Origin of the sequence: Citricoccus sp. I39-566 (assembly GCF_031432995.1) — a bacterium.
GTDB classification, from domain to species: Bacteria; Actinomycetota; Actinomycetes; order Actinomycetales; family Micrococcaceae; genus Citricoccus; species Citricoccus nitrophenolicus_A.
Genome location: NZ_CP133842.1, coordinates 957,998 through 976,029, shown reverse-complemented (window position 1 = coordinate 976,029; position 18,032 = coordinate 957,998). Strand labels below are relative to the sequence as shown.

Annotated in this window: 15 protein-coding genes and 1 pseudogene; 10 read left to right on the top strand and 6 right to left on the bottom strand. The window is 68.8% G+C overall.

All coding sequences use genetic code 11. The features are described 5' to 3' along the window. Window position 1: 1 nt before the first annotated feature. Window positions 2-607 (bottom strand): dihydrofolate reductase family protein, encoded by a 606-nt coding sequence (locus tag RE421_RS04600; protein WP_309815057.1) that lies wholly within the window; start codon window positions 605-607, stop codon window positions 2-4. 111 nt (window positions 608-718) lie between these two features. On the opposite strand from RE421_RS04600, the gene RE421_RS04595 reads away from it, so the two are divergent. Beyond that, window positions 719-1,261 (top strand): septum formation family protein, encoded by a 543-nt coding sequence (locus RE421_RS04595; RefSeq protein ID WP_309815054.1) that lies wholly within the window; start codon window positions 719-721, stop codon window positions 1,259-1,261. 212 nt (window positions 1,262-1,473) lie between these two features. Here the strand turns inward: RE421_RS04595 and RE421_RS04590 are convergent, their stop codons facing one another. After that, the gene (locus RE421_RS04590) at window positions 1,474-2,619 is read right to left on the bottom strand and encodes a hypothetical protein (RefSeq protein ID WP_309815049.1); all 1,146 of its coding nucleotides are present in this window, start codon (window positions 2,617-2,619) and stop codon (window positions 1,474-1,476) included. A 352-nt stretch (window positions 2,620-2,971) separates the two neighbouring features. Further along, complete coding sequence (locus tag RE421_RS04585) at window positions 2,972-4,399, bottom strand: aminomethyl transferase family protein (RefSeq protein ID WP_309815038.1); 1,428 nt, start codon at window positions 4,397-4,399, stop codon at window positions 2,972-2,974. Between the two features lie 144 nt (window positions 4,400-4,543). Between RE421_RS04585 and RE421_RS04580 the strand changes: the two genes are divergently transcribed. The 3 genes from RE421_RS04580 (at window position 4,544) to RE421_RS04570 (ending at window position 6,252) form a co-directional block, all read left to right on the top strand. Next, window positions 4,544-5,050, top strand: coding sequence for a hotdog domain-containing protein (locus RE421_RS04580; RefSeq protein WP_309815035.1), 507 nt, complete (start codon window positions 4,544-4,546; stop codon window positions 5,048-5,050). A gap of 162 nt (window positions 5,051-5,212) precedes the next feature. After that, complete coding sequence (locus RE421_RS04575) at window positions 5,213-5,416, top strand: hypothetical protein (protein WP_309815032.1); 204 nt, start codon at window positions 5,213-5,215, stop codon at window positions 5,414-5,416. Window positions 5,417-5,676: 260 nt separating this feature from the next. Continuing rightward, window positions 5,677-6,252 carry an NADPH-dependent FMN reductase gene (locus tag RE421_RS04570; protein WP_309815029.1) on the top strand — a complete coding sequence of 192 codons (576 nt, stop codon included), beginning with the start codon at window positions 5,677-5,679 and terminating at the stop codon, window positions 6,250-6,252. Window positions 6,253-6,295: 43 nt separating this feature from the next. On the opposite strand, the gene RE421_RS04565 is transcribed toward RE421_RS04570, so the two are convergent. Continuing rightward, on the bottom strand, window positions 6,296-7,351 hold the full coding sequence (locus RE421_RS04565; protein ID WP_309815026.1) for a putative sulfate exporter family transporter: 1,056 nt from the start codon (window positions 7,349-7,351) through the stop codon (window positions 6,296-6,298). A gap of 71 nt (window positions 7,352-7,422) precedes the next feature. Here RE421_RS04565 and RE421_RS04560 point away from each other — a divergent pair, with 71 nt between their 5' ends. Next, a complete protein-coding gene (locus RE421_RS04560) occupies window positions 7,423-8,379 on the top strand; it encodes a LysR family transcriptional regulator (protein ID WP_309815021.1) in 957 nt (318 codons plus the stop codon). Between the two features lie 118 nt (window positions 8,380-8,497). Further along, window positions 8,498-9,496 carry an MDR family oxidoreductase gene (locus RE421_RS04555; protein WP_309815018.1) on the top strand — a complete coding sequence of 333 codons (999 nt, stop codon included), beginning with the start codon at window positions 8,498-8,500 and terminating at the stop codon, window positions 9,494-9,496. Window positions 9,497-9,583: 87 nt separating this feature from the next. Here RE421_RS04555 and RE421_RS04550 read toward each other — a convergent pair whose 3' ends face one another. Then, complete coding sequence (locus RE421_RS04550; RefSeq protein ID WP_309815015.1) at window positions 9,584-10,750, bottom strand: epoxide hydrolase; 1,167 nt, start codon at window positions 10,748-10,750, stop codon at window positions 9,584-9,586. A gap of 266 nt (window positions 10,751-11,016) precedes the next feature. On the opposite strand from RE421_RS04550, the gene RE421_RS04545 reads away from it, so the two are divergent. From RE421_RS04545 to RE421_RS04530, 4 genes are all read left to right on the top strand, one after another. Beyond that, on the top strand, window positions 11,017-13,227 hold the full coding sequence (locus RE421_RS04545; protein WP_309815012.1) for a tannase/feruloyl esterase family alpha/beta hydrolase: 2,211 nt from the start codon (window positions 11,017-11,019) through the stop codon (window positions 13,225-13,227). Window positions 13,228-13,460: 233 nt separating this feature from the next. Next, window positions 13,461-14,363: a MetQ/NlpA family ABC transporter substrate-binding protein gene (locus RE421_RS04540; RefSeq protein WP_188807083.1), complete on the top strand. Its 903-nt coding sequence runs from the start codon at window positions 13,461-13,463 to the stop codon at window positions 14,361-14,363. Between the two features lie 145 nt (window positions 14,364-14,508). Then, window positions 14,509-15,540: a methionine ABC transporter ATP-binding protein gene (locus RE421_RS04535; protein ID WP_309815008.1), complete on the top strand. Its 1,032-nt coding sequence runs from the start codon at window positions 14,509-14,511 to the stop codon at window positions 15,538-15,540. A 5-nt stretch (window positions 15,541-15,545) separates the two neighbouring features. Continuing rightward, window positions 15,546-16,205: a methionine ABC transporter permease gene (locus tag RE421_RS04530; RefSeq protein WP_396134632.1), complete on the top strand. Its 660-nt coding sequence runs from the start codon at window positions 15,546-15,548 to the stop codon at window positions 16,203-16,205. A gap of 249 nt (window positions 16,206-16,454) precedes the next feature. Here RE421_RS04530 and RE421_RS04525 read toward each other — a convergent pair. Further along, window positions 16,455-17,761 (bottom strand): annotated as a pseudogene (locus RE421_RS04525) (ISL3 family transposase). Window positions 17,762-18,032: the final 271 nt, after the last annotated feature.

Here is an 18,032-nt window from a genome sequence, read left to right as displayed (position 1 = left end):
CTCAGGCGGGGCGGTGCAGGCTCGGGCGGTGCAGGCTCGGGCGGTAGACGAGCTCCTGGGTGCGGCCGTCCAGGGTCCGCGCCTCGAGCAGCTCGAGGTCGAGGTCGCCGGCCCCGGCGAACACCGGCGCGGTCCCCGACTCGGCGGTCAGCACGGGGTAGACGGTGACCTGCAGCCGGTCCACCAGGCCCGCGGCCAGCAGCGCCCAGTTCAGGGACAGGCTGCCATGGGAGCGCAGCGGCACGTCGGACTCCTCCTTGAGCCGGGCGACTGCTGCCACCCCGTCCTCGGACAGGAGGGTGGCCTGCGGCCAGTCCAGCGGTGCGGTCAGGGTCGAGGAGATGACGTACGCGGGGCAGTCGACCATGCGCGTGACCCAGGGATCGCGGACCTCGTCCTGCGGGCCGGCGGCTGAGAGCATCCCGACGAACTCGCGGAACGTCGTGGCGCCGAAGACCATCCGCTGTTCCGGCCCGAAGGAGACGAGCCGGTGCTCCAGCAGCTCGGGACCCTGCTGTCCCCAGTATCCGCCCCAGTCCCCGGGTGGGCCGTAGGAGCCGTAGCCATCCAGGCTCATGAAGATGTCCCAGGTGTAGGTGGCGGTCATGACGGTCTCCTGCGCGGTGCGGGTGGGGGTGCGGCTGGGGTCAAGATTCCGCCCGCTGGCCGCCCCGGCACAAGGGACCGGGGACGGCTGGGTTGCTCCTAGAGTGGTCTCATGCGCACCGCCTTCCCTTCCGCCGCCCGGCCGGCCCTGATCACGACGGCGGCCCTCGGCCTCGCGCTGATCGTCACCGGATGCGGCGGTCCGGGAGCTGACGAGGAGGTGGTGGGCACCTCCACGCCGACGCCGGCCGTGAGCGCCTCGGCGACAAGCATCTTCCAGCTCTCCCCCGGCCAGTGCTTCGACCGCCCTGCCGAGGACCGGCTCTACGAGGTGGCCGTGGTGCCGTGCGAGGTGGCCCACGACCTGGAGATGTACGCGCTGTTCCAGCTGGACGAGCCGTCCTGGCCCGGCGGCGACCGGGTGCACGAACTGGCCGATGCGGGGTGCCGGGAGCAGTTCGCGGCCTTCACCGGCTCCGAGCCCGCAGATTCCGATCTCGGCTACACCATGTACACGCCCTCTGAGGGGTCCTGGTCCGAGGGTGACCGGCAGGTACAGTGCGCGCTGGAACTCAACAGCGGCGGCCGGATGATCGGCTCGCAGGTGGGCGGCGCGGGAATGGGTGGCGCGCAGGTGGGTGGCTCGCAGGGCTAACCTGCCACCGAGCACGCCGGCGACCTCGTCATGGGCTGGACACTTCGTCACCGGTGTTGGCGACGAATTGTCCAGCCAATGACGAGCGGTCACTGCCCCACGGCGCAGGTGGGGTTCCTGATGACCGTGGCAGACGGTCTGCTCCCCCAAGCGCGGTGGAGCCGCAGGGGGTGGGAGCTTCCGCGGCGGCCTGTGGACAACCCGCACCACCTTCAACCCCTGCGCGGCACGCCGGCGCGGTCCAGCTTCCACGCCAGCCTGCGGGGATGCTTCAGGTCGGACCAGTCCCAGCGCACCATGATGATGCCCTCTGCCCGGATCCTGTCCTCACGTTCCCGTTCCTTCCGCAGGACGTCCACCGTGGATTCACCGGAGTAGCTGTCCGGTCCGCTGTACTTCTTCAGGCCATCGCACTCACCGAGAATGCGGCCGCCGTCCCACCAGAAATCGCCTCGGGCAATCTCCTCGCCCTGGGCATCATGCAGCACTTCCTGCTGGACCGGCGCTTCAAAGCCCAGCTCATGGAACCTGACCTTGCTCCACGACTCCGCCACAGATTCCGAGCGCTCCGAGGCGAGTGCAACGCAGGCCAGATACCTCTGCCTCGCGCCGGCAGAGGTACACCAGGACGCCGCAGCCACCAGATCCTCCATGCTCCAGGGCTCCTCAGCCCGCCGGGACTCAGACCGGTTCCGCCGCCCGCTCATCAGGGCATCGAGCACCGCCACCGCATCACTCAGGGGCAGTAGCGGTACCGTGTCCGCCACGGCACAGACCAGCGCTTCGGCGGTGAGCACCGTACCGTCTGGCAGCAGGGACTCGACCACGGGATCCCCCGTCTTCCGGAGTTCCCGCCAGGCGGACGGCCACAGATGACAGGCCTCGGAGAAGACCCGGAAGGTCGATTCCTCCGCAGGAACGGGGCGACGCTTCCTCGCCGATCCCTGTGAGAGCGTGCGGGTGGCGACCGTCTGCGGGACGTTGACCATCGGCAGGTCGTGGAGGACGAGGGCCGCCTGCCGGCAGAACACGGGACTGACAGGGCGCGCGAAGGCCATGGCCGCCACCGTCGTCAGGAACCTCTGCCGTGGCCGCGCCTCGTCCCACCCCGGTTGCGGCGCAAAGACTCCAGGACGGATGCGGACGGCCCGTCCGCGGCAGACCTCTCGGGACAACTGGCGAATCCGTGCAGCAGAGTCGATCTCCGCACGCGCCAAGCGCACGGGCATGCCCCACAGGAGCATCGTGGAGTCGTCGAACTCGTCGGAACCGCTGTCGAGAATGCTGCCCCGGCCCCGGGGATGGTCCAGCAAGGTCCCTGCCGAGGAGAGGACATCAACATCGCTGAGGACGGTCATGGATCCATCTGACAGCACCGGTCAGGGCTGTGGGCCAGAACAGATCCTCAGTGTGGGAGATTTCCACCTTGGGTGCGGTTGTGGAGGACTGATCCCACCGTCCTCCGACGCTGCAGAAACGAGAAGCCGTCACCGGCCGGACGATTCATCAACGGATGCACTGACGAACTGTCCAGCAGATGACGAGGGCCCGCGGGAGCCATCACCCCGCACGACCAGCACCGCGAAATCTGGGGGGCCCCGCACCAAAAGCCAGGGAACGACGTCGGCGCCCCACCTCGCGGAGGTGGGGCGCCGACGTCGTGCTTCAGGGTGTCCCCCGGCGTTGCCAGGGAACCGGGCTACCGGGTGATCAGCCCTTGTAGCCGGTGCGCCAGCCGCCCTGGTAGGACTCGCGGGCCACGGCGGAGAACGGAACCGGGGAGACCGTGGCGGAGACCTCGGTCTGCACGTGCGGCTCGACGGTGGTCTTCCGGGTGCCGCCGTCCGGCTCGCCCCAGATGACCTTCAGCTCGGCGCCCTCGGGGACGTCCGGGTTGATAGTGGCCAGGGAGAGGGCGCGCTTCTCGTTGGCGGAGTAGCCGGTGAACATGGACACGCCGACCACGTTGCCGTCGGCGTCCACCACGGCGTCGTAGTTCGAGGAGCCGTAGTTGGCCAGCGGCAGGTCGAAGTACTTGAAGGGGGTGCCCTCCGTGTCATACAGCGAGGACTGGATGCGCTTGATGTCCTCCGGATCCCAGGCGAGGGTGACCTTCTTGCGCTGGGCGGCCGGGTCGATCTTCTCGAGAGCCTCGCGGCCGATGAAGTCGTGGTCGAACTTCACGAAGTTGCCGTAACCCAGCTCCCACGGGTTGAGGTAGTAGTCCTCGATGTTGTCCGAGACGAAGGAGCCGGCCACGGCGTTGTTGGCCTCGTAGGAATCGGCACCCAGCCACTGGCGGTACTCGGCCATCATGCCGTCGCCCGTGTAGATGGCCGGCAACGGGGATGGGATCCAGCCGGACTCCAGGGTGTTGGACGGGTAGGCGCGGGAGCCCACGGGCAGCATGCCGAACTCGGCGCCGGCGGTCACGATGGCGTCGCGGATGCGATCGTAGTCGGCGTAGGGGCCCCAGATCTCCAGGCCCGGGGCGCCGGACATGCCGTGACGCAGGGTCCGGACCTGGGTGCCGTCGATGTTCATCCAGGACATGTTGAAGAAGCCCAGCTGCTCCAGCTTCTCGCCGTGCAGCTTCTCGATGATCTCCCAGGCGCGCGGGCCCTGGATCTGGAAGCGGTAGTACTCGCGGTGCACCGGCTTGCCCATGGGGCGGGACGGGGAACGGCGGTCCTCGACGATCTCGAGGTTCGGGTAGTCCCCGCGCTGGGCCTGGAAGAGCATCCAGTTGGTCACAGGGGCGCGGCCCACGTACACGTACTCCTCCTCTTCCTGGCGGAACAGGATGCCGTCGCCGATGACGTGGCCGGCCGGGGTGGTGGGCACGTACTGCTTGGCCTTGTTCACGGGGAACTTGGCCACGGAGTTGATGGCGGTGTCCGAGATCAGCTTGATGGCGTCCGGACCGCGCAGGATCAGGTTGTCCATGTGGTGCGACTGGTCGAACAGCACGGCGGAGTCACGCCAGGCGCGCTGCTCCGAGCGCCAGTTGGAGAACTCCGGGGCCACCACGGGGTAGATGTAGGCGCCGATCTGGGAGTTGCGCAGGTGCTCGACGGTGTTGCCGGACGCGTCCAGCACGTCCTGCAGGGACTTGGTGTTTGCAACGGTTTCGGTCATCGAAACGGTCCTTTCTGGGGGTGAACTGCCGGAAGGGGTGATCCGCACCACAAGTGGCTTGCCCCCCACCTTATACCTATGCCGATAGGTATGTCGATAGGTGTGCCATCACCCCTCTTCCCACCTCCGGGCTACGCTCGGACCATGACGACCGAACAGCCCGCAGACCGCACCGCCGCCCTGCCCACCGTCGGCCCGGACGGGGCCGTCGACCCGGCGACGGACGGCGTCAGCTTCCACACCCGCAAGTGGGTCAAACCCGAGGACCTCAACGCCAACGGCACCCTGTTCGGCGGCTCGCTGCTGCGCTGGATCGACGAGCAGGCCGCCATCTACGCCATCATCCAGCTCGGCAACCACCGGGCCGTGACCAAGCTGATCTCGGAGATCAACTTCGTCTCCTCGGCGCGCCAGGGGGACATGATCGAGATGGGCCTGAAGGCCACCCACTTCGGCCGCACCTCGCTGACCATGCGCGCCGAGGTCCGCAACATGATCACCCGCCAGGTCATCCTGACCATCGAGCGGATCGTCTTCGTCTCCCTCGGCGAGGACGGCCACCCCGCCCCGCACGGCTACACGGGCATCACCTACCATCGGGACCGCCTCCCGGTGCAGCACCGGGACTCAGCGCACGACGACGGCCGTTAGGCCCGGTGCGACGCCTCGCCTTCCAGCGGGCGCAGGACAGCACCATCCGGGGCGCACCCGGCACGAGCCGACACCACTGGGCGGCGGGGAGACCAGGCGGCGGGCAGACCGTGCGCCGAGACCCCGCCCGGACGATGATGGAAGCAGTCGAAGGGAGACATCATGAGCGATCAGAGGAACACCCCGGGAACCACCTCGGAGACCATCACCGTCACGAAGACGGTGACCACCAGCGACGCCGAACTGGCCGAGAGACTGGTCGCCGATGCCACCAAGGCGCAGGTCCAGCACGAGCAGGACGACGCCCGCGCCGACGACTGGGGCCAGGCCTCCTTCCCCGCCTCGGACCCACCACAGAACTACTGAGCTACCCTCAACCGCGGCGACCATACCGATCTGCCCAGCCACAGTGATCATCACTGTGGCTGGGCAGTTTCTCTGTGGCCCCTCGGTGATCCGTCAGCCGCCGACCACTGGCTGAACCTCGGACGATCTCACCACCACGCCGTCCACGCCACCCATTTCTCTCGCTGGAATACTTTCAAGATTTGAAGTGCTATGCTCCGTACAGCGCTTGAAGCATCAAGCAACGTGGCATGACCAGCCGACCCGCGAGGAGAAACCCCATGAGCAAGATCGCCATCATCACCGGTAGCACCCGCCCCAACCGCATCAACCTCGGCGTGGCCGAGTGGGTCTTCAACCAGGCCGTGGCCCGCGGCGACGCCGACTACGAGTTGGTGGACATCGCCGACTACAACCTGCCCCTGCTGGACGAGGCCCTGCCCGCCGCCTACGGCCAGTACACCAACGCCCACACGCAGGCCTGGGCCGCCAAGATCGCCGAGTTCGACGGCTTCATCTTCGTCACCGGCGAGTACAACCACTCCGTGACCCCGGCCCTGGCCAACGCGCTGTCCTTCCTCAACAACGAGTGGGCCAACAAGGCCGCCGGGATCGTGGGCTATGGCTCCGCCCTGGGCGTGCGCGCCGTGGAGCACCTGCGCGGTATCCTCTCCGAGCTGCGGATCGCCCACGTGCAGAAGCAGGGCATGTTCTCCCTGTTCACCGACTTCGAGAACTTCTCCACCTTCAAGCCCACCGAGATCCAGGCCGCCTCCGTGGAGCCGATGTTCGAGCAGGTCATCACCTGGACCAAGGCCATGGAGTCCGTCCGCAACGGTGACCTGATCCAGGCCTGAACCGCCACGGCGCTCCCCGCCGGGAAGGGCACGACGCCGGCCCCTACAGCCCCAGCGCCGCGATCCCTCCCAGCGAGGTCGCCAGGATGACCGCTGTGGACAGCGCCCCGAGCAGGATCGCCCGGTACCCGAGCCGCAGCAGGCTCTTCACGTGCACGCCGAGCCCGAGGGCGAACATCGCCGCGGACAGCAGCAGCGTCTGCAGGACCTGAGTGCCGGCCAGCACCGGCTCGGGCAACGCGCCGGTGGTCCGCAGGGCCATCGAGGCGATGAACCCGAGGATGAACAGCGGCACGATCGGGGGCCTACCGGCACGACCGGCGGCCCCCGCCGACGGGATACTGCGCCGCTGGTGAATCGCCACGCCGGCCGCGATCGGGGCGAGCATCAGCACGCGGGCCAGCTTCACGGTCACGGCGACGGCGAGCGCCCCGCCGCCCACGGTCCCGCCGGCGGCCACCACCTGGGCGACCTCATGGGTGGAGGCCCCGATCCAGATCCCCAGCGCCTGATCCTCCAGGCCGAGCGCTCCACCGAGGAACGGGACCAGTGGGATCATGAGGGTGCCGAACAGCACCACGAGCGCGACCGCGGTGGCCACCTCCTCCTCCTTCGCGCGGGTCACGCCGTCCACGCCGGCCACGGCCGCCGCCCCGCAGATCGAGAACCCGGAGGCGATCAGCAGCCGCTGGGCGAGGCCGATCCCCAGCAGGTGCCCGATCCACAGCGTCGCGCAGAAGGTCACCGTCACCGAGGCCACCACCACGGCCAGCACGCCGGCACCGAGGCCCAGGACCGAGCCGAGGGACACCTGCAGCCCCAGCAGCACGATGCCCGCGCGCAACAGCCTCTTGCCGGAGACCGCGACCCCCGGGGCCAGCCGCGCCGGCACGGGGGCCAGGTTCCGCCACAGCGCCCCGGCGAGGATCGCCACGAGCAGCGGGCTCACGCCCGGCAGCAGCTGCCCGAGACCCCAGGCGAGCACCCCGGCACCGAGGCAGACTGCGAGACCGGGCAGGGCCGCCGTCGGGCGCGGGGATCCGTGGGCTGGCGCGGCGGGGCGGGGCCGGACGCCGCCGGCGGTCTCGGGAAAAGTCATCCCTCGACGATTCCAGCCCGCGTGGGCCGGCAGTAGCCCCCGGGCGACCATCACGCCCATATGATACTGATATGGCCCCGCACGTACCGACCGCCCCGCGCACAGACTCCTGGCTGAACCTGACCATGCTGCGCCTGCTCGTCGGCACCGCCGACCACGGGAGTCTGAGTGCCTCCGCGCGGGCGGCGGGGATCGCCCAGTCGAACGCCTCGCGCTCCCTGCGCACACTGGAGCGGCGGCTCGGCTACACGCTGCTGCACCGCTCCACGCGAGGATCCACGCTGACGCCCGAGGGCGTGCTGACCACGGTGTGGGCCCGCGAGACACTGGAGGCGGTGGACCGGCTGGCGGCCGGGGTGGACGCGCTGGCGCACCGCGGTAAGGAGGAGCTGACGATCGGCTCGAGCATGACGATCGCCGAGCACCTGCTGCCGGGCTGGATCGGGGCGTTCCGCACGCGGCGGCCGGGCGTGGCCACGCGGCTGCAGGTGATGAACTCGGCGCAGGCGATCGAGGCGGTGGCCGGCGGGGACGTGGCCCTGGGCTTCGTGGAGACCCCCGACCTGCCGTCCGGGCTGCAGCACGTCACGGTGTTCACGGACGAGCTGGTGGTGGTGGCCGGCCCCGGGCATGCCTGGTCCAGGCTGGACGGGCCGCTGGAGCCGGCCGAGCTGGCGGTCACGGCGCTGGTGGAGCGGGAGGAGGGGTCCGGCACGCGCGCCTTCCTGGACCGCCTCGTGGACGGTCACCGCCCGGCGCCCCTGGTGGAGCTCAACAGCAATTCCGCCATCTGCCAGGCGGTCGTGGAGGGGATCGGGCCGGCCGTGCTGTCCCGGCTCGCGGTGGCGGGCTATCTGCGCGCCGGGCTGCTGGTGGAGGTCCCGACGCGCGGGCGGCAGCTCGGCCGGTCCCTCCAGGCGGTCTGGCGGGACCGGCTGCCCGACGGCGGCGCGGCGGCCGACTTCGTGGAGGTTGCCCGGGGCGCGGGGCGCGGTGGCGGCGTCTCACGCAGTTCGCAGTCATCGTGACGAGTCGCAGTCACAGTGACTGCGAGATGTCACGACCAGTGCGAAATATTCGTGGCGTCCGTAACGTGGGCCGTGGAGACACACTCATCCGACGAGGACATCCGACAGAGGAGGACGCATGCGCGCAGTGATCGTGGAGGCCCGGGGCGCCGAGGCACGGGTCCGGGAGGTGGCGGAGGATGAGCTGCTAACCGGCGTGGGCCAGGGCGGCTTGGTGGAGCTGGACGTGCTGTACTCCAGCTACAACTACAAGGACGGCATGGCCATCACCGGCGGCGGTCGGGGCATCCTGCAGTCCTGGCCCATCATCCCGGGCATCGACATCGTCGGCACCGTCACCGCCTCAGAGGACCCGGATTGGGCCACCGGGGACACCGTGGTCCTGAACGGGGACGGCATCGGCGAATCCCTGAACGGCGGCTTCGCCACCCGCGCGAAGGTCAGCCCCGCGGCGCTGGTGAAGCTGCCCGGCTCGCTCAGCCCGGAGCGCGCGGCGGCCATCGGCACCGCCGGGTTCACGGCCATGATCTCCGTGCTGCACCTCGCCGACGCCGGGGTGACCCCGGAGTCCGGGGACGTGCTGGTCACCGGGGCGGCCGGCGGCGTGGGCTCCGTGGCGGTGTCCCTGCTGGCCGAGCGGGGTTACCGGGTGGTGGCCTCCACCGGACGCGCGGAGGAGGAGGGTGACTACCTGCGTGGGCTCGGCGCGGCGGAGCTGCTCGACCGCCACGAGCTCTCCGACGAGCTCGGCAAGCCCCTGCAGAAGGAGCGGTGGGCCGGGGCGATCGACGTGGCCGGCGGGACCACGCTGGCCAACGTCCTCGCCCAGACCCAGTACGGCGGCACCGTCTCCGCGTGCGGGCTGGCACAGGGCATGGACCTGCCCACCACGGTCGCCCCGTTCATCCTCCGCGGGGTGACCCTGACCGGCGCGAACTCGGTGAAGGCGCCGCGTTCCCTCCGCCAGCGGGCCTGGGACGCCCTGGCCGAGGAGCTGGACCTCGACCAGCTCGACGCCATGACCACCACCATCGGGCTGGAGGACACCATCCCCTACGCCGAGCAGATCCTGGCCGGCCGCACCCGCGGGCGCACCGTGGTGGACGTCAACGCCTGAGCTGATCCTCATCCACGCCGATCCCGCCTAGCCACAGCGATGATGACCATGGCCGGGCAGGATCGGCAGGCACGGTGGTCCGGACCCTCAGCGAAGCTCGCGGAAGAACTCGGTGATCTCCCGCGCGAGGGCCTCGGGCTGCTCGAGGGCAGCGAAGTGCCCGCCACGGTCCATCTCCGTCCAGCGGCGAAGGTCCGTGAAGTGGCGGGCGGCCATGCTGCGCGGCGGCAACCGGATCTCCGCGGGGAAGGCCGCGTAGCCGGCGGGCACGTCCACGGTGGCCCCGCCGGAGAGCGGACCGCTGCCCTGGACCTGGCCGTGGTAAGGCCAGAAGGAGGATCCGATGGCCCCCGTGAACCAGTACAGGGCGATGTCCGCCAGCATCCGGTCCCGATCCACGGCCTCGAAGACGTCTCCCTCGTGGTCCGTCCACCCGTGGAACTTCTCTCCGATCCATGCCGCCAGGCCGGCGGGACTGTCCGTCAGCGCGGCGGCGAGGGTCTGGGGCTTGGTGCCCTGGATCTGGGTGTAGGCCCCCTCCCGCCGGCGCCATTCCTGCTGCTGCTCTAGGTAGTCCAGTTCCTCCTGCGTGGCCTCGCCCGCGGGGATGGATCCCGGCAGACCCACCAGGAAGTTCAGGTGCACCCCGATCAGCCGGCCCGGGTGCCGCACCCCGAGGCTCGTGGAGATGTGGGCGCCCCAGTCTCCGCCCTGGGCGGCGAACCGCTCATAGCCCAGGACCTCGGTCATCAGCTCCGCGAAGGTGTCGGCGATCTCCGGGATGGAGAACCGCTCCTGTCCGGGGCGGAAGGACAGCCCGTATCCGGGCAGCGAGGGGGCGACGACGGTGAAGGAGTCCTCCGGATCCCCGCCGAACCGCGCGGGGTCGGTCAGCAGCGGGATGAGGTCCAGGAACTCGAACACCGAGCCGGGCCAGCCGTGGCTGAGCAGCAGCGGCACCGGGTCCGGACCCTGTCCCGGCACGTGCAGGAAGTGCAGGGGGATCCCCCGGATCTCGCTGCGGAACTGGGGGAAGGAATTCAGTTCAGCCTCCTGGGCCCGCCAATCGAAGTCCTCCCGCCAGTAACCGACCAGTTCGGCCAGCCAGTCGACGTCGGCCCCGTGCTCCCACGCGGCGCCCGGTGCCCGGTCCGGCAGCCGCGTGTGGGCCAGCCTCCGCTGGAGGTCCTCGAGCGCGGACGCGGGAATGTGCATCTCGTAGGGCACGGGCAGGCGAGGATCGACCGTTGTCATGCACCCATTGTGACGCACTGCACAGTCCCACTGGCCAGCGTCGCGAAGATGATCCCGTCGAAGGATGCAGAGCGGCGGTGACCTTCCGCCTGGTGGTGTGATCCTTGACACACCCGCGGCGCGCGATCGAGGATATGGCCACAGTCCGTCGGCGCTCCCCCACTCTGGTGACCCATCCTCGTTGCTCTCGATGGGTTCCACAGCGGGCGAATCGCGGGTCCTCCCGCACGGCACCGCCGGAAGCCATCACTCGGGGAGGAATCATCATGTCAAGATTCAAGGACGGTGCACGGCGACTGGCCTGTACCGTGGCGGCGGTATCCATGGTGGCCGTGGGCCTCTCAGCCCCGGCCCAGGCCGCCGGGACCGGCCCGGCAGACGTGGGGTCCGGCGGCGCCGACCACTGCTCCACCCTCGCCGGGCTGGAGATCGACGCGGAGCAGATCGGGGTGCCCACCTCGGGTGCCGTCGTCAACAGCGCGGAGCACGTCTCGGACGAGACGGACGGGTCCTACTGCAAGGTCGTCGGCAAGACCCTGCCGGTCGATCCGGAAGCCCCCGGCGTGACCTTCCAGGTGAACCTCCCGGACGGCTGGAACGGGAAGTCCCTGCAGTTCGGTGGCGGCGCCTTCAACGGCACCCTCGTCACCGGGACGGGGCACCACAACCTGCAGCCGCGGAACCTGGAGACTCCGCTGGCCCAGGGGTACACGACCCTCGGCTCGGACGGCGGCCACGAGTCGGACGCGGGCTTCGACGCCGAGTTCGCCCTCAACGAGGAGTCCCTCAAGGACTACGGCCTGTACTCCATCAAGAAGACCCATGACGTCTCCGAGATCCTCATGGACACGTACTACGGCCAGGAGTCCGAGTACGCCTACTTCATCGGCGGCTCGCAGGGCGGTCACGAGGCCCTGGACGCCGCGGCCCGGTACCCGGATGACTACGAGGGCGTGGTGGCCAACTACCCGGCCTACAACGTCATGATGCTGCACCTGTCCTCCCTGAATGCCGGCCGGGCCATGTACGCCGAGGGCGGCGAGGCCTGGCTCAGCCCGGAGGACACGAAACTGCTGACGGACACCGTCTACGAGGTGTGTGACACCGTGGAACTGGATGGCGCCGTTGACGGCATCATCTCCAACGTGGCCGGCTGCAACGAGGTCTTGACCATCGATGCGGTCGAGCAGCTGCTCGGTTGCGAAGTGGGCGCCGCTGACGAGGACGCCTGTCTGACGCCGGAGCAGATCGCGGCCATCGGCACGGTCCACTCCAGCTACGTCCCCGGCGTGGAGATCGCCGGCCAGACGGAGGCCCGGCGCTGGCCGATCCTGGAGGGTGCGCTGTGGCAGGCCTCGAACTTCGGGGCCGAGCCACAGCCGTCCAATCCCCTGTCCGGAAGCGAGGGCCTGCTCTACAGCGTCGGCGCCACCAACGTGAAGTACCTGATCACCCAGGACCCGGACTACGACGCCATGGCGTTCGACCCCACGGAGTGGGAGGAGCGGATCCAGGAACTCGCAGCCATCACGGACGTCTCCGACGTGAGCCTGGAGCCCTTCTTCGAGAAGGGCGGCAAGCTGCTGATGACCCACGGCACCGCGGACGACTTCATCAGCCCGCACAACTCGGACGCCTACTGGGAGCAGCAGCTCGAGAGCTTCGGCGAGGAGCTCGCGGACAGCGCCCGGTACTACAAGGTCCCGGGACTCGGCCACGGCTTCGGGCCGTTCAACGCCACGTGGGACGGGCTGGGTGTGCTCGCCGGCTGGGTGGAGGACGGCACGGCGCCGGGCATCCTGACCGCCGAGGACGCCAATGAGGGAACGGACCGGACCCGGCCGATGTGCGAGTACCCGGCCTGGCCTCAGTACCAGGGCACCGGCTCCGAGGACTCGGCCGATTCCTTCGAGTGCGTGACCACGGAGACGGTGGCCGACTTCACCGACAACGAGCCGGACTCCTCGTACTACGCCCCGGTGCGGTGGCTGCAGCTGGCGGGGATCACCGAGGGCTATGCCGACGGCTCCTTCGGCAAGTACCGGGACATCAGCCGCGGCGAGTCCGTGGCCTTCCTCCAGCGGCACCTCGCTCCGGATGCCGAGCCCGGCGACACCACGTTCACGGATGTACCGGAGGGCTCCACCTTCTTCACCCCGATCAGCTGGGCCGCCGGCGAGGAGATCACCCTCGGGTATGCCGACGGGCACTTCAGGCCCGGCCAGTCCGTGACCCGCGGCGAGTTCGCCTCCTTCCTCTACCGTGCCGTGGACCCGGCACACCAGGGCCCGGAGGAGAGCGAGTTCACGGACGTGGACACCACCGATACCCACTACGAGGCCATCACGTGGATGGCGTCCGAGGGCATCTCGCAGGGCTACCGTGACGGTTCCTACAAGCCGCACCAGCACATCACCCGCGCCGAGACCGCCACCCTGCTCTACCGATACGAGTACCTGGTGGCCGACCGAGGGTGATCCTCTCCCCTCCTGCCCAGCCACAGGGATGTTCACTGCGGCTGGGCAGGATTGCGGGGGGCCGGATGAGCAGGGGCACTGGCGTCACACAGCTCCACGTTGCGTCCGGAAAGCGCAGTCGGGGCCGCCGCTAGCCGGTGAACTATCCTGTATGTCGGCGTATGACGGCAAGAGCGCGCACAAAAACTACGCTTTAACCGGTCACCACCCCCTTGACAACAGGAGCACCACCCATGACTCGTAACCACACCCGCGCACTCTCCCTCTCCGCCCTGGCCCTGACCGGTGCTCTGGCCCTGACCGCCTGTGGAAGCGGGGAGTCTGATGCCGAACTGGGCACCGAGGGGAACCCGGTCCAGCTCGGCGTGGTGGGCGCCTCCGAGCCCTACTGGACCACCTTCGAGGAGGCCGTCGAGGCCGAGGGCATCCAGCTCGACATCGTGGACTTCACCGAGTACACGCAGCCGAACCCGGCCCTGTCCGAGGGCGAGCTGGACATCAACCAGTTCCAGCACATCCAGTACCTGGCGGACTACAACGTCTCCGCCGGGGACGACATCCAGCCGATCGGCGCCACCGCCATCTACCCCATGGGCCTGTACTCCGAGAAGTACGACTCGGTGGACCAGATCCAGGAGGGCGAGACGGTGATCGTCCCCAATGACACCGTGAACCAGGCCCGTGGCCTGCTGGTGCTGCAGTCGGCGGGGCTGATCACGCTGCAGGACGGCGGCAACGCCTCCTCTACCCCGGAGGACATCATCGAGGAGGAGTCCAAGGTCGAGGTCTCCGCCCTGGACGCCGCCGTGACCGTGACCTCCCTGCCGGACGTCGCCGCCGCCATCGTCAACAACGACTTCATGGGGGACGCCGGCCTGACCCCCGAGGACGCCATCGCCCAGGACGACCCCGAGGATCCGGCCGCCCTGCCCTACGTCAACATCTTCGCCACGAAGGCCGAGGACAAGGACAACGAGGTGCTGAACAAGCTGGTGGAGATCTACCAGACCAACCAGGACGTGCTGGACGGCGCCCAGGAGTCGGCCGGCGGCTCCGCGGTATTCCTGCAGACCCCGGCGGCGGAGCTGCAGGAGTCGCTCACGACCACCGAGGAAGCCCTCAGCAACGCGGGCTGACCCCCGGCAGCCGGGCCCGACGCCGGCCGGCACCTTCCGCTGGGAGGCGCCGGCCGGCGTCGGGCATGGTGGGCCTCTTCTGTCCGCACAGGAGGGACCCGGACAGTAGGTGCCCGAACCGAAGGAAGTGCAGGACAATCACCCCATGCCCCACATCGCCCTGAAGGACGTCACCAAGGAGTATCCCGCGCCTCAGCGCGGTCATGCTCCCACCGTGGCGGTGGACCGTGTCAGCCTCGAGATCGAGAAGGGTGACGTCTTCGGCATCATCGGCTATTCGGGTGCGGGGAAGTCAACCCTCGTCCGCCTGATCAACGCGCTCGAGCCGGCCACCGCCGGCTCCATCGAGATCGACGGGACGGACATCACCCGGCTCTCGGCGGCCCGGCAGCGCCAGATGCGCACCGGCATCGGGATGATCTTCCAGCGCTTCAACCTGCTCAGCTCCCGCTCGGTGCGCCGCAACGTGGAGTACCCCCTCGAGGTCGCCGGGATGGGCAAGGCCGAGCGGCGGAGGAAGGCACTCGAGCTGCTCGACTTCGTGGGCCTGGCGGACAAGGCGGGCGCCTTCCCGGAGCAGCTCTCCGGCGGTCAGCAGCAGCGCGTCGGCATCGCCCGGGCCCTGGCCGCGGACCCGCCCATCCTGCTCGCGGACGAGGCCACCTCCGCCCTGGATCCGGAGACCACGGACGAGGTCCTGGACCTGCTGGCCAAGGTCAACCGAGAACTCGGCGTGACGATCGTGGTCATCACCCACGAGATGGACGTGATCGCCCGGATCGCCACCAAGGTCGCCGTGATGGACCGCGGCCAGGTGGTGGAGGCCGGCGAGACCTACTCTGTCTTCACCAACCCGCAGACCGCCACGTCGCGGCGCTTCGTACGCACCGTGGTGCGCAATCTGCCGACCGGCGATGAACTCACCGAGCTGCGCGCGCAGCACGAGGGACGGTTCTTCACCATCTCGTTCACGGACGAGGGTGCCACCGAGGCCCGGGTCTTCGGGGCGCTGGCGCGCGCCGGCGTCGATTTCAACCTGGTGTACGGCGGGGTGGACTCCATCCAGGGCCGCGTCTACGGGCTGCTGACGATCGCCGTTCGCGGGGACGCGGCGGCGGTGGACGAGGCGGTCTCCTCCATCGGCTCCGGGGTCACCGTCGAGGAGGTGCACGCATGAGCATCATCGAACAGGTCACCGAGCTGATGCCGACGCTGCTGGAGCAGACCGGCATCATGCTGTGGATCGTGGCCCTGGCCCTCGTCTTCGGCGGGATCTGCGGTCTCATCCTGGGCCTGCTGCTCTACGTGACCCGCAAGGGCGGGATCATGCAGCAGACGGTCGTCTTCTGGGTCATCAACATCCTGGTGAACACGTTCCGGCCCGTGCCGTTCATCATCTTCATCGCCGCCATCCAGCCGTTGGCCCGGCAGGTGGTGGGCACCGGCATCGGCTCCGACGCCGTGGTGTTCGGCATCTCGATCGCCGCCAGCTTCTTCATCGCCCGGCTCGTGGAGCAGAACCTCATGGCCGTGGACCCGGGCGTGATCGAGGCGGCCCGGGCCATGGGCGCCAGCCCCTGGCGCATCGTCCGCACCGTGATCCTGCCCGAGGCCCTGGGTCCGCTGGTGCTGGGCTACACCTTCGCCATCGTCGCCCTGATCGACATGTCCGCCGTGGCCGGCATCATCGGCGGCGAGGGCCTGGGTAACTACGCCGTCTCCTACGGCTACCGCCAGTTCGACCCCGTGGTCACCTGGACCGCGCTGTTCATCATCGTGATCGTGGTGCAGTTGATCCAGGCCTTCGGCAACATCCTGGCCCGCAAGATCCTGCGGCGGTAGCCCACCGCAGAACAAGGCACATCCGAGAACCACGACGGCGGCCGGGCACCCTGGGTGCCCGGCCGCCGTCGTCCCCGAATTTCCGGGCAATCCCCACCGGTGACGATTGCCCGGAAAGGCATCAGTGGTTCACGACGCCGTCGTAGCGCTGGAGGAACGTGGCAAAGTACGGCTGACCTTGAGGTCGGAGGGCCGGCCCCATGTGACCCAGTCGTTGTGTTCCTCAGAGCCGACTCCTTAACAGGCTCTTCACAATCCAGGGTGTAGACGTGGCCTGAATCCGCCGGATTCCAGCAGGGATCGGGCGATGTAGTTGGTGAGGTTTCGGAACCCGAGGGCTGAGCCGCGTAGGTGCTCGAGGCGGCCGTTGATGGCCTCGGTGGGGCCGTTGGAGGTGCCGGGTTGGTCGAAGTAGGCCAGGATGTCCGCCGCCCGCTTCTTCAGCGTCCTGCCGAACGCCGCCAGTTCGGTGAGCTGGGTCGGCACCGTCCGGCCCAGCTTGGTGATCAGCGTCTGCATCATCGTCTTGCCCTTGGTCCGGTCGGGTTCCCGGTAGGCGGCGACCATGTGTTGGTAGAACGCCCAGGTCGCCTCGACCTCCACGTGCTCATCACCGTCGAAGACGTCCTGGATGCGAGAGTACTGCTTCTCGGTGAGCAGCTCAGCCCGGTGAGCAGGGTCCTTCTGGCCTTGTAGAGCGGGTCGTCCTTGCGACCTCGGTGGCCGTGGACCTGTTGCTGGACCCGCCGCCGGCACCGCTCGAGGGCATCGCCGGCCAGACGGACGACGTGGAAGGGATCCATGACCGCGGTGGCCTCGGGCAGTTCCTCCTCCGTGGCGGTCTTGAACCCGGTGAAGCCGTCCATGGCCACCACCTCCACGTTGTCCCGCCAGGACTGGTCGCGGTCGGCCAGCCAGGTCTTGAACACCTGCTTGGAACGGCCCTCGACCATGTCCAGCAGGCGGGCCGGCCCGGTGCCAGCCCGTAGCGGGGTGAGGTCGATGATCACCGTGACGTATTTGTCCCCACGCCGGGTGTGGCGCCACACGTGCTCGTCCACGCCGATCGCGGTGACACCATCGAACCGGGTCGGATCGTCAATCAGAATCCGCTTGCCCTCAGCGAGGACGGCGTCGTTGGCGGTGTTCCACCGCACCGCCAACGACTCGGCAACCCTGGCGACCGTCAGATGCCCGATCACCAAGGCCTCCAACGCCCAACGCAAGGCACGCCGGGAGATCTTGGCCTTGGGCTCTGCCGCGGCGGTAGTGTCCTGGCGCCACACGTGGGCGCAGTCATCACACCGGTAGCGACGCACCGTGATGCGCAGCGTGGTCGGGCGCCAGCCCAACGGCTCGTGCGCCAACCGGCGGATCACCGTGCCACGTGGGGTTCCCTTCGATCCGCAGCGGTGGCACCAGTCATCCGGCTCCACAACCCGGCAGGCCAGTACCGCCCGACCTGGTTCCAGGCGTTGGCCAGTGGCTTCCAGGCCGAGCTCGTGAAGGCGGCAGAACTTGGTCAGGTCACAGTCGTCGAAGGTAGCGTTGAGCACGTCGAGGTCTTTCAGATGGCTTGTGTAGGAACTTCCATCTTCGGAAGGCCTCGACCTCTATCCAGATACCGACGCGCCCACCCTTCGAGACCCACGTCTACACCCTCGTTTGTGATGAGCCCCTTAACACATGTCAGCAAGCGAGACCTCGATACGTTGTCATCGTTGGCATCTAGACCCGTAGATCTCCCCGTATTTGGTCTCGCACATTTGACAGGTGTAAAGTTACCTCCCGCGAGCCAACAGCAGGAGGACCCATGAGCGAACCGTC

Coding starts and splice junctions, on each gene's coding strand:
- RE421_RS04535 (WP_309815008.1), top strand. CDS start 14,509: ATGCCCCACATCGCCCTGAAGGACGTCACCAAGGAGTATCCCGCGCCT.
- RE421_RS04570 (WP_309815029.1), top strand. CDS start 5,677: ATGAGCAAGATCGCCATCATCACCGGTAGCACCCGCCCCAACCGCATC.
- RE421_RS04550 (WP_309815015.1), bottom strand. CDS start 10,750: ATGACAACGGTCGATCCTCGCCTGCCCGTGCCCTACGAGATGCACATT.
- RE421_RS04545 (WP_309815012.1), top strand. CDS start 11,017: ATGTCAAGATTCAAGGACGGTGCACGGCGACTGGCCTGTACCGTGGCG.
- RE421_RS04565 (WP_309815026.1), bottom strand. CDS start 7,351: ATGACTTTTCCCGAGACCGCCGGCGGCGTCCGGCCCCGCCCCGCCGCG.
- RE421_RS04580 (WP_309815035.1), top strand. CDS start 4,544: ATGACGACCGAACAGCCCGCAGACCGCACCGCCGCCCTGCCCACCGTC.
- RE421_RS04590 (WP_309815049.1), bottom strand. CDS start 2,619: ATGACCGTCCTCAGCGATGTTGATGTCCTCTCCTCGGCAGGGACCTTG.
- RE421_RS04560 (WP_309815021.1), top strand. CDS start 7,423: ATGGCCCCGCACGTACCGACCGCCCCGCGCACAGACTCCTGGCTGAAC.
- RE421_RS04555 (WP_309815018.1), top strand. CDS start 8,498: ATGCGCGCAGTGATCGTGGAGGCCCGGGGCGCCGAGGCACGGGTCCGG.
- RE421_RS04595 (WP_309815054.1), top strand. CDS start 719: ATGCGCACCGCCTTCCCTTCCGCCGCCCGGCCGGCCCTGATCACGACG.
- RE421_RS04540 (WP_188807083.1), top strand. CDS start 13,461: ATGACTCGTAACCACACCCGCGCACTCTCCCTCTCCGCCCTGGCCCTG.
- RE421_RS04600 (WP_309815057.1), bottom strand. CDS start 607: ATGACCGCCACCTACACCTGGGACATCTTCATGAGCCTGGATGGCTAC.
- RE421_RS04575 (WP_309815032.1), top strand. CDS start 5,213: ATGAGCGATCAGAGGAACACCCCGGGAACCACCTCGGAGACCATCACC.
- RE421_RS04585 (WP_309815038.1), bottom strand. CDS start 4,399: ATGACCGAAACCGTTGCAAACACCAAGTCCCTGCAGGACGTGCTGGAC.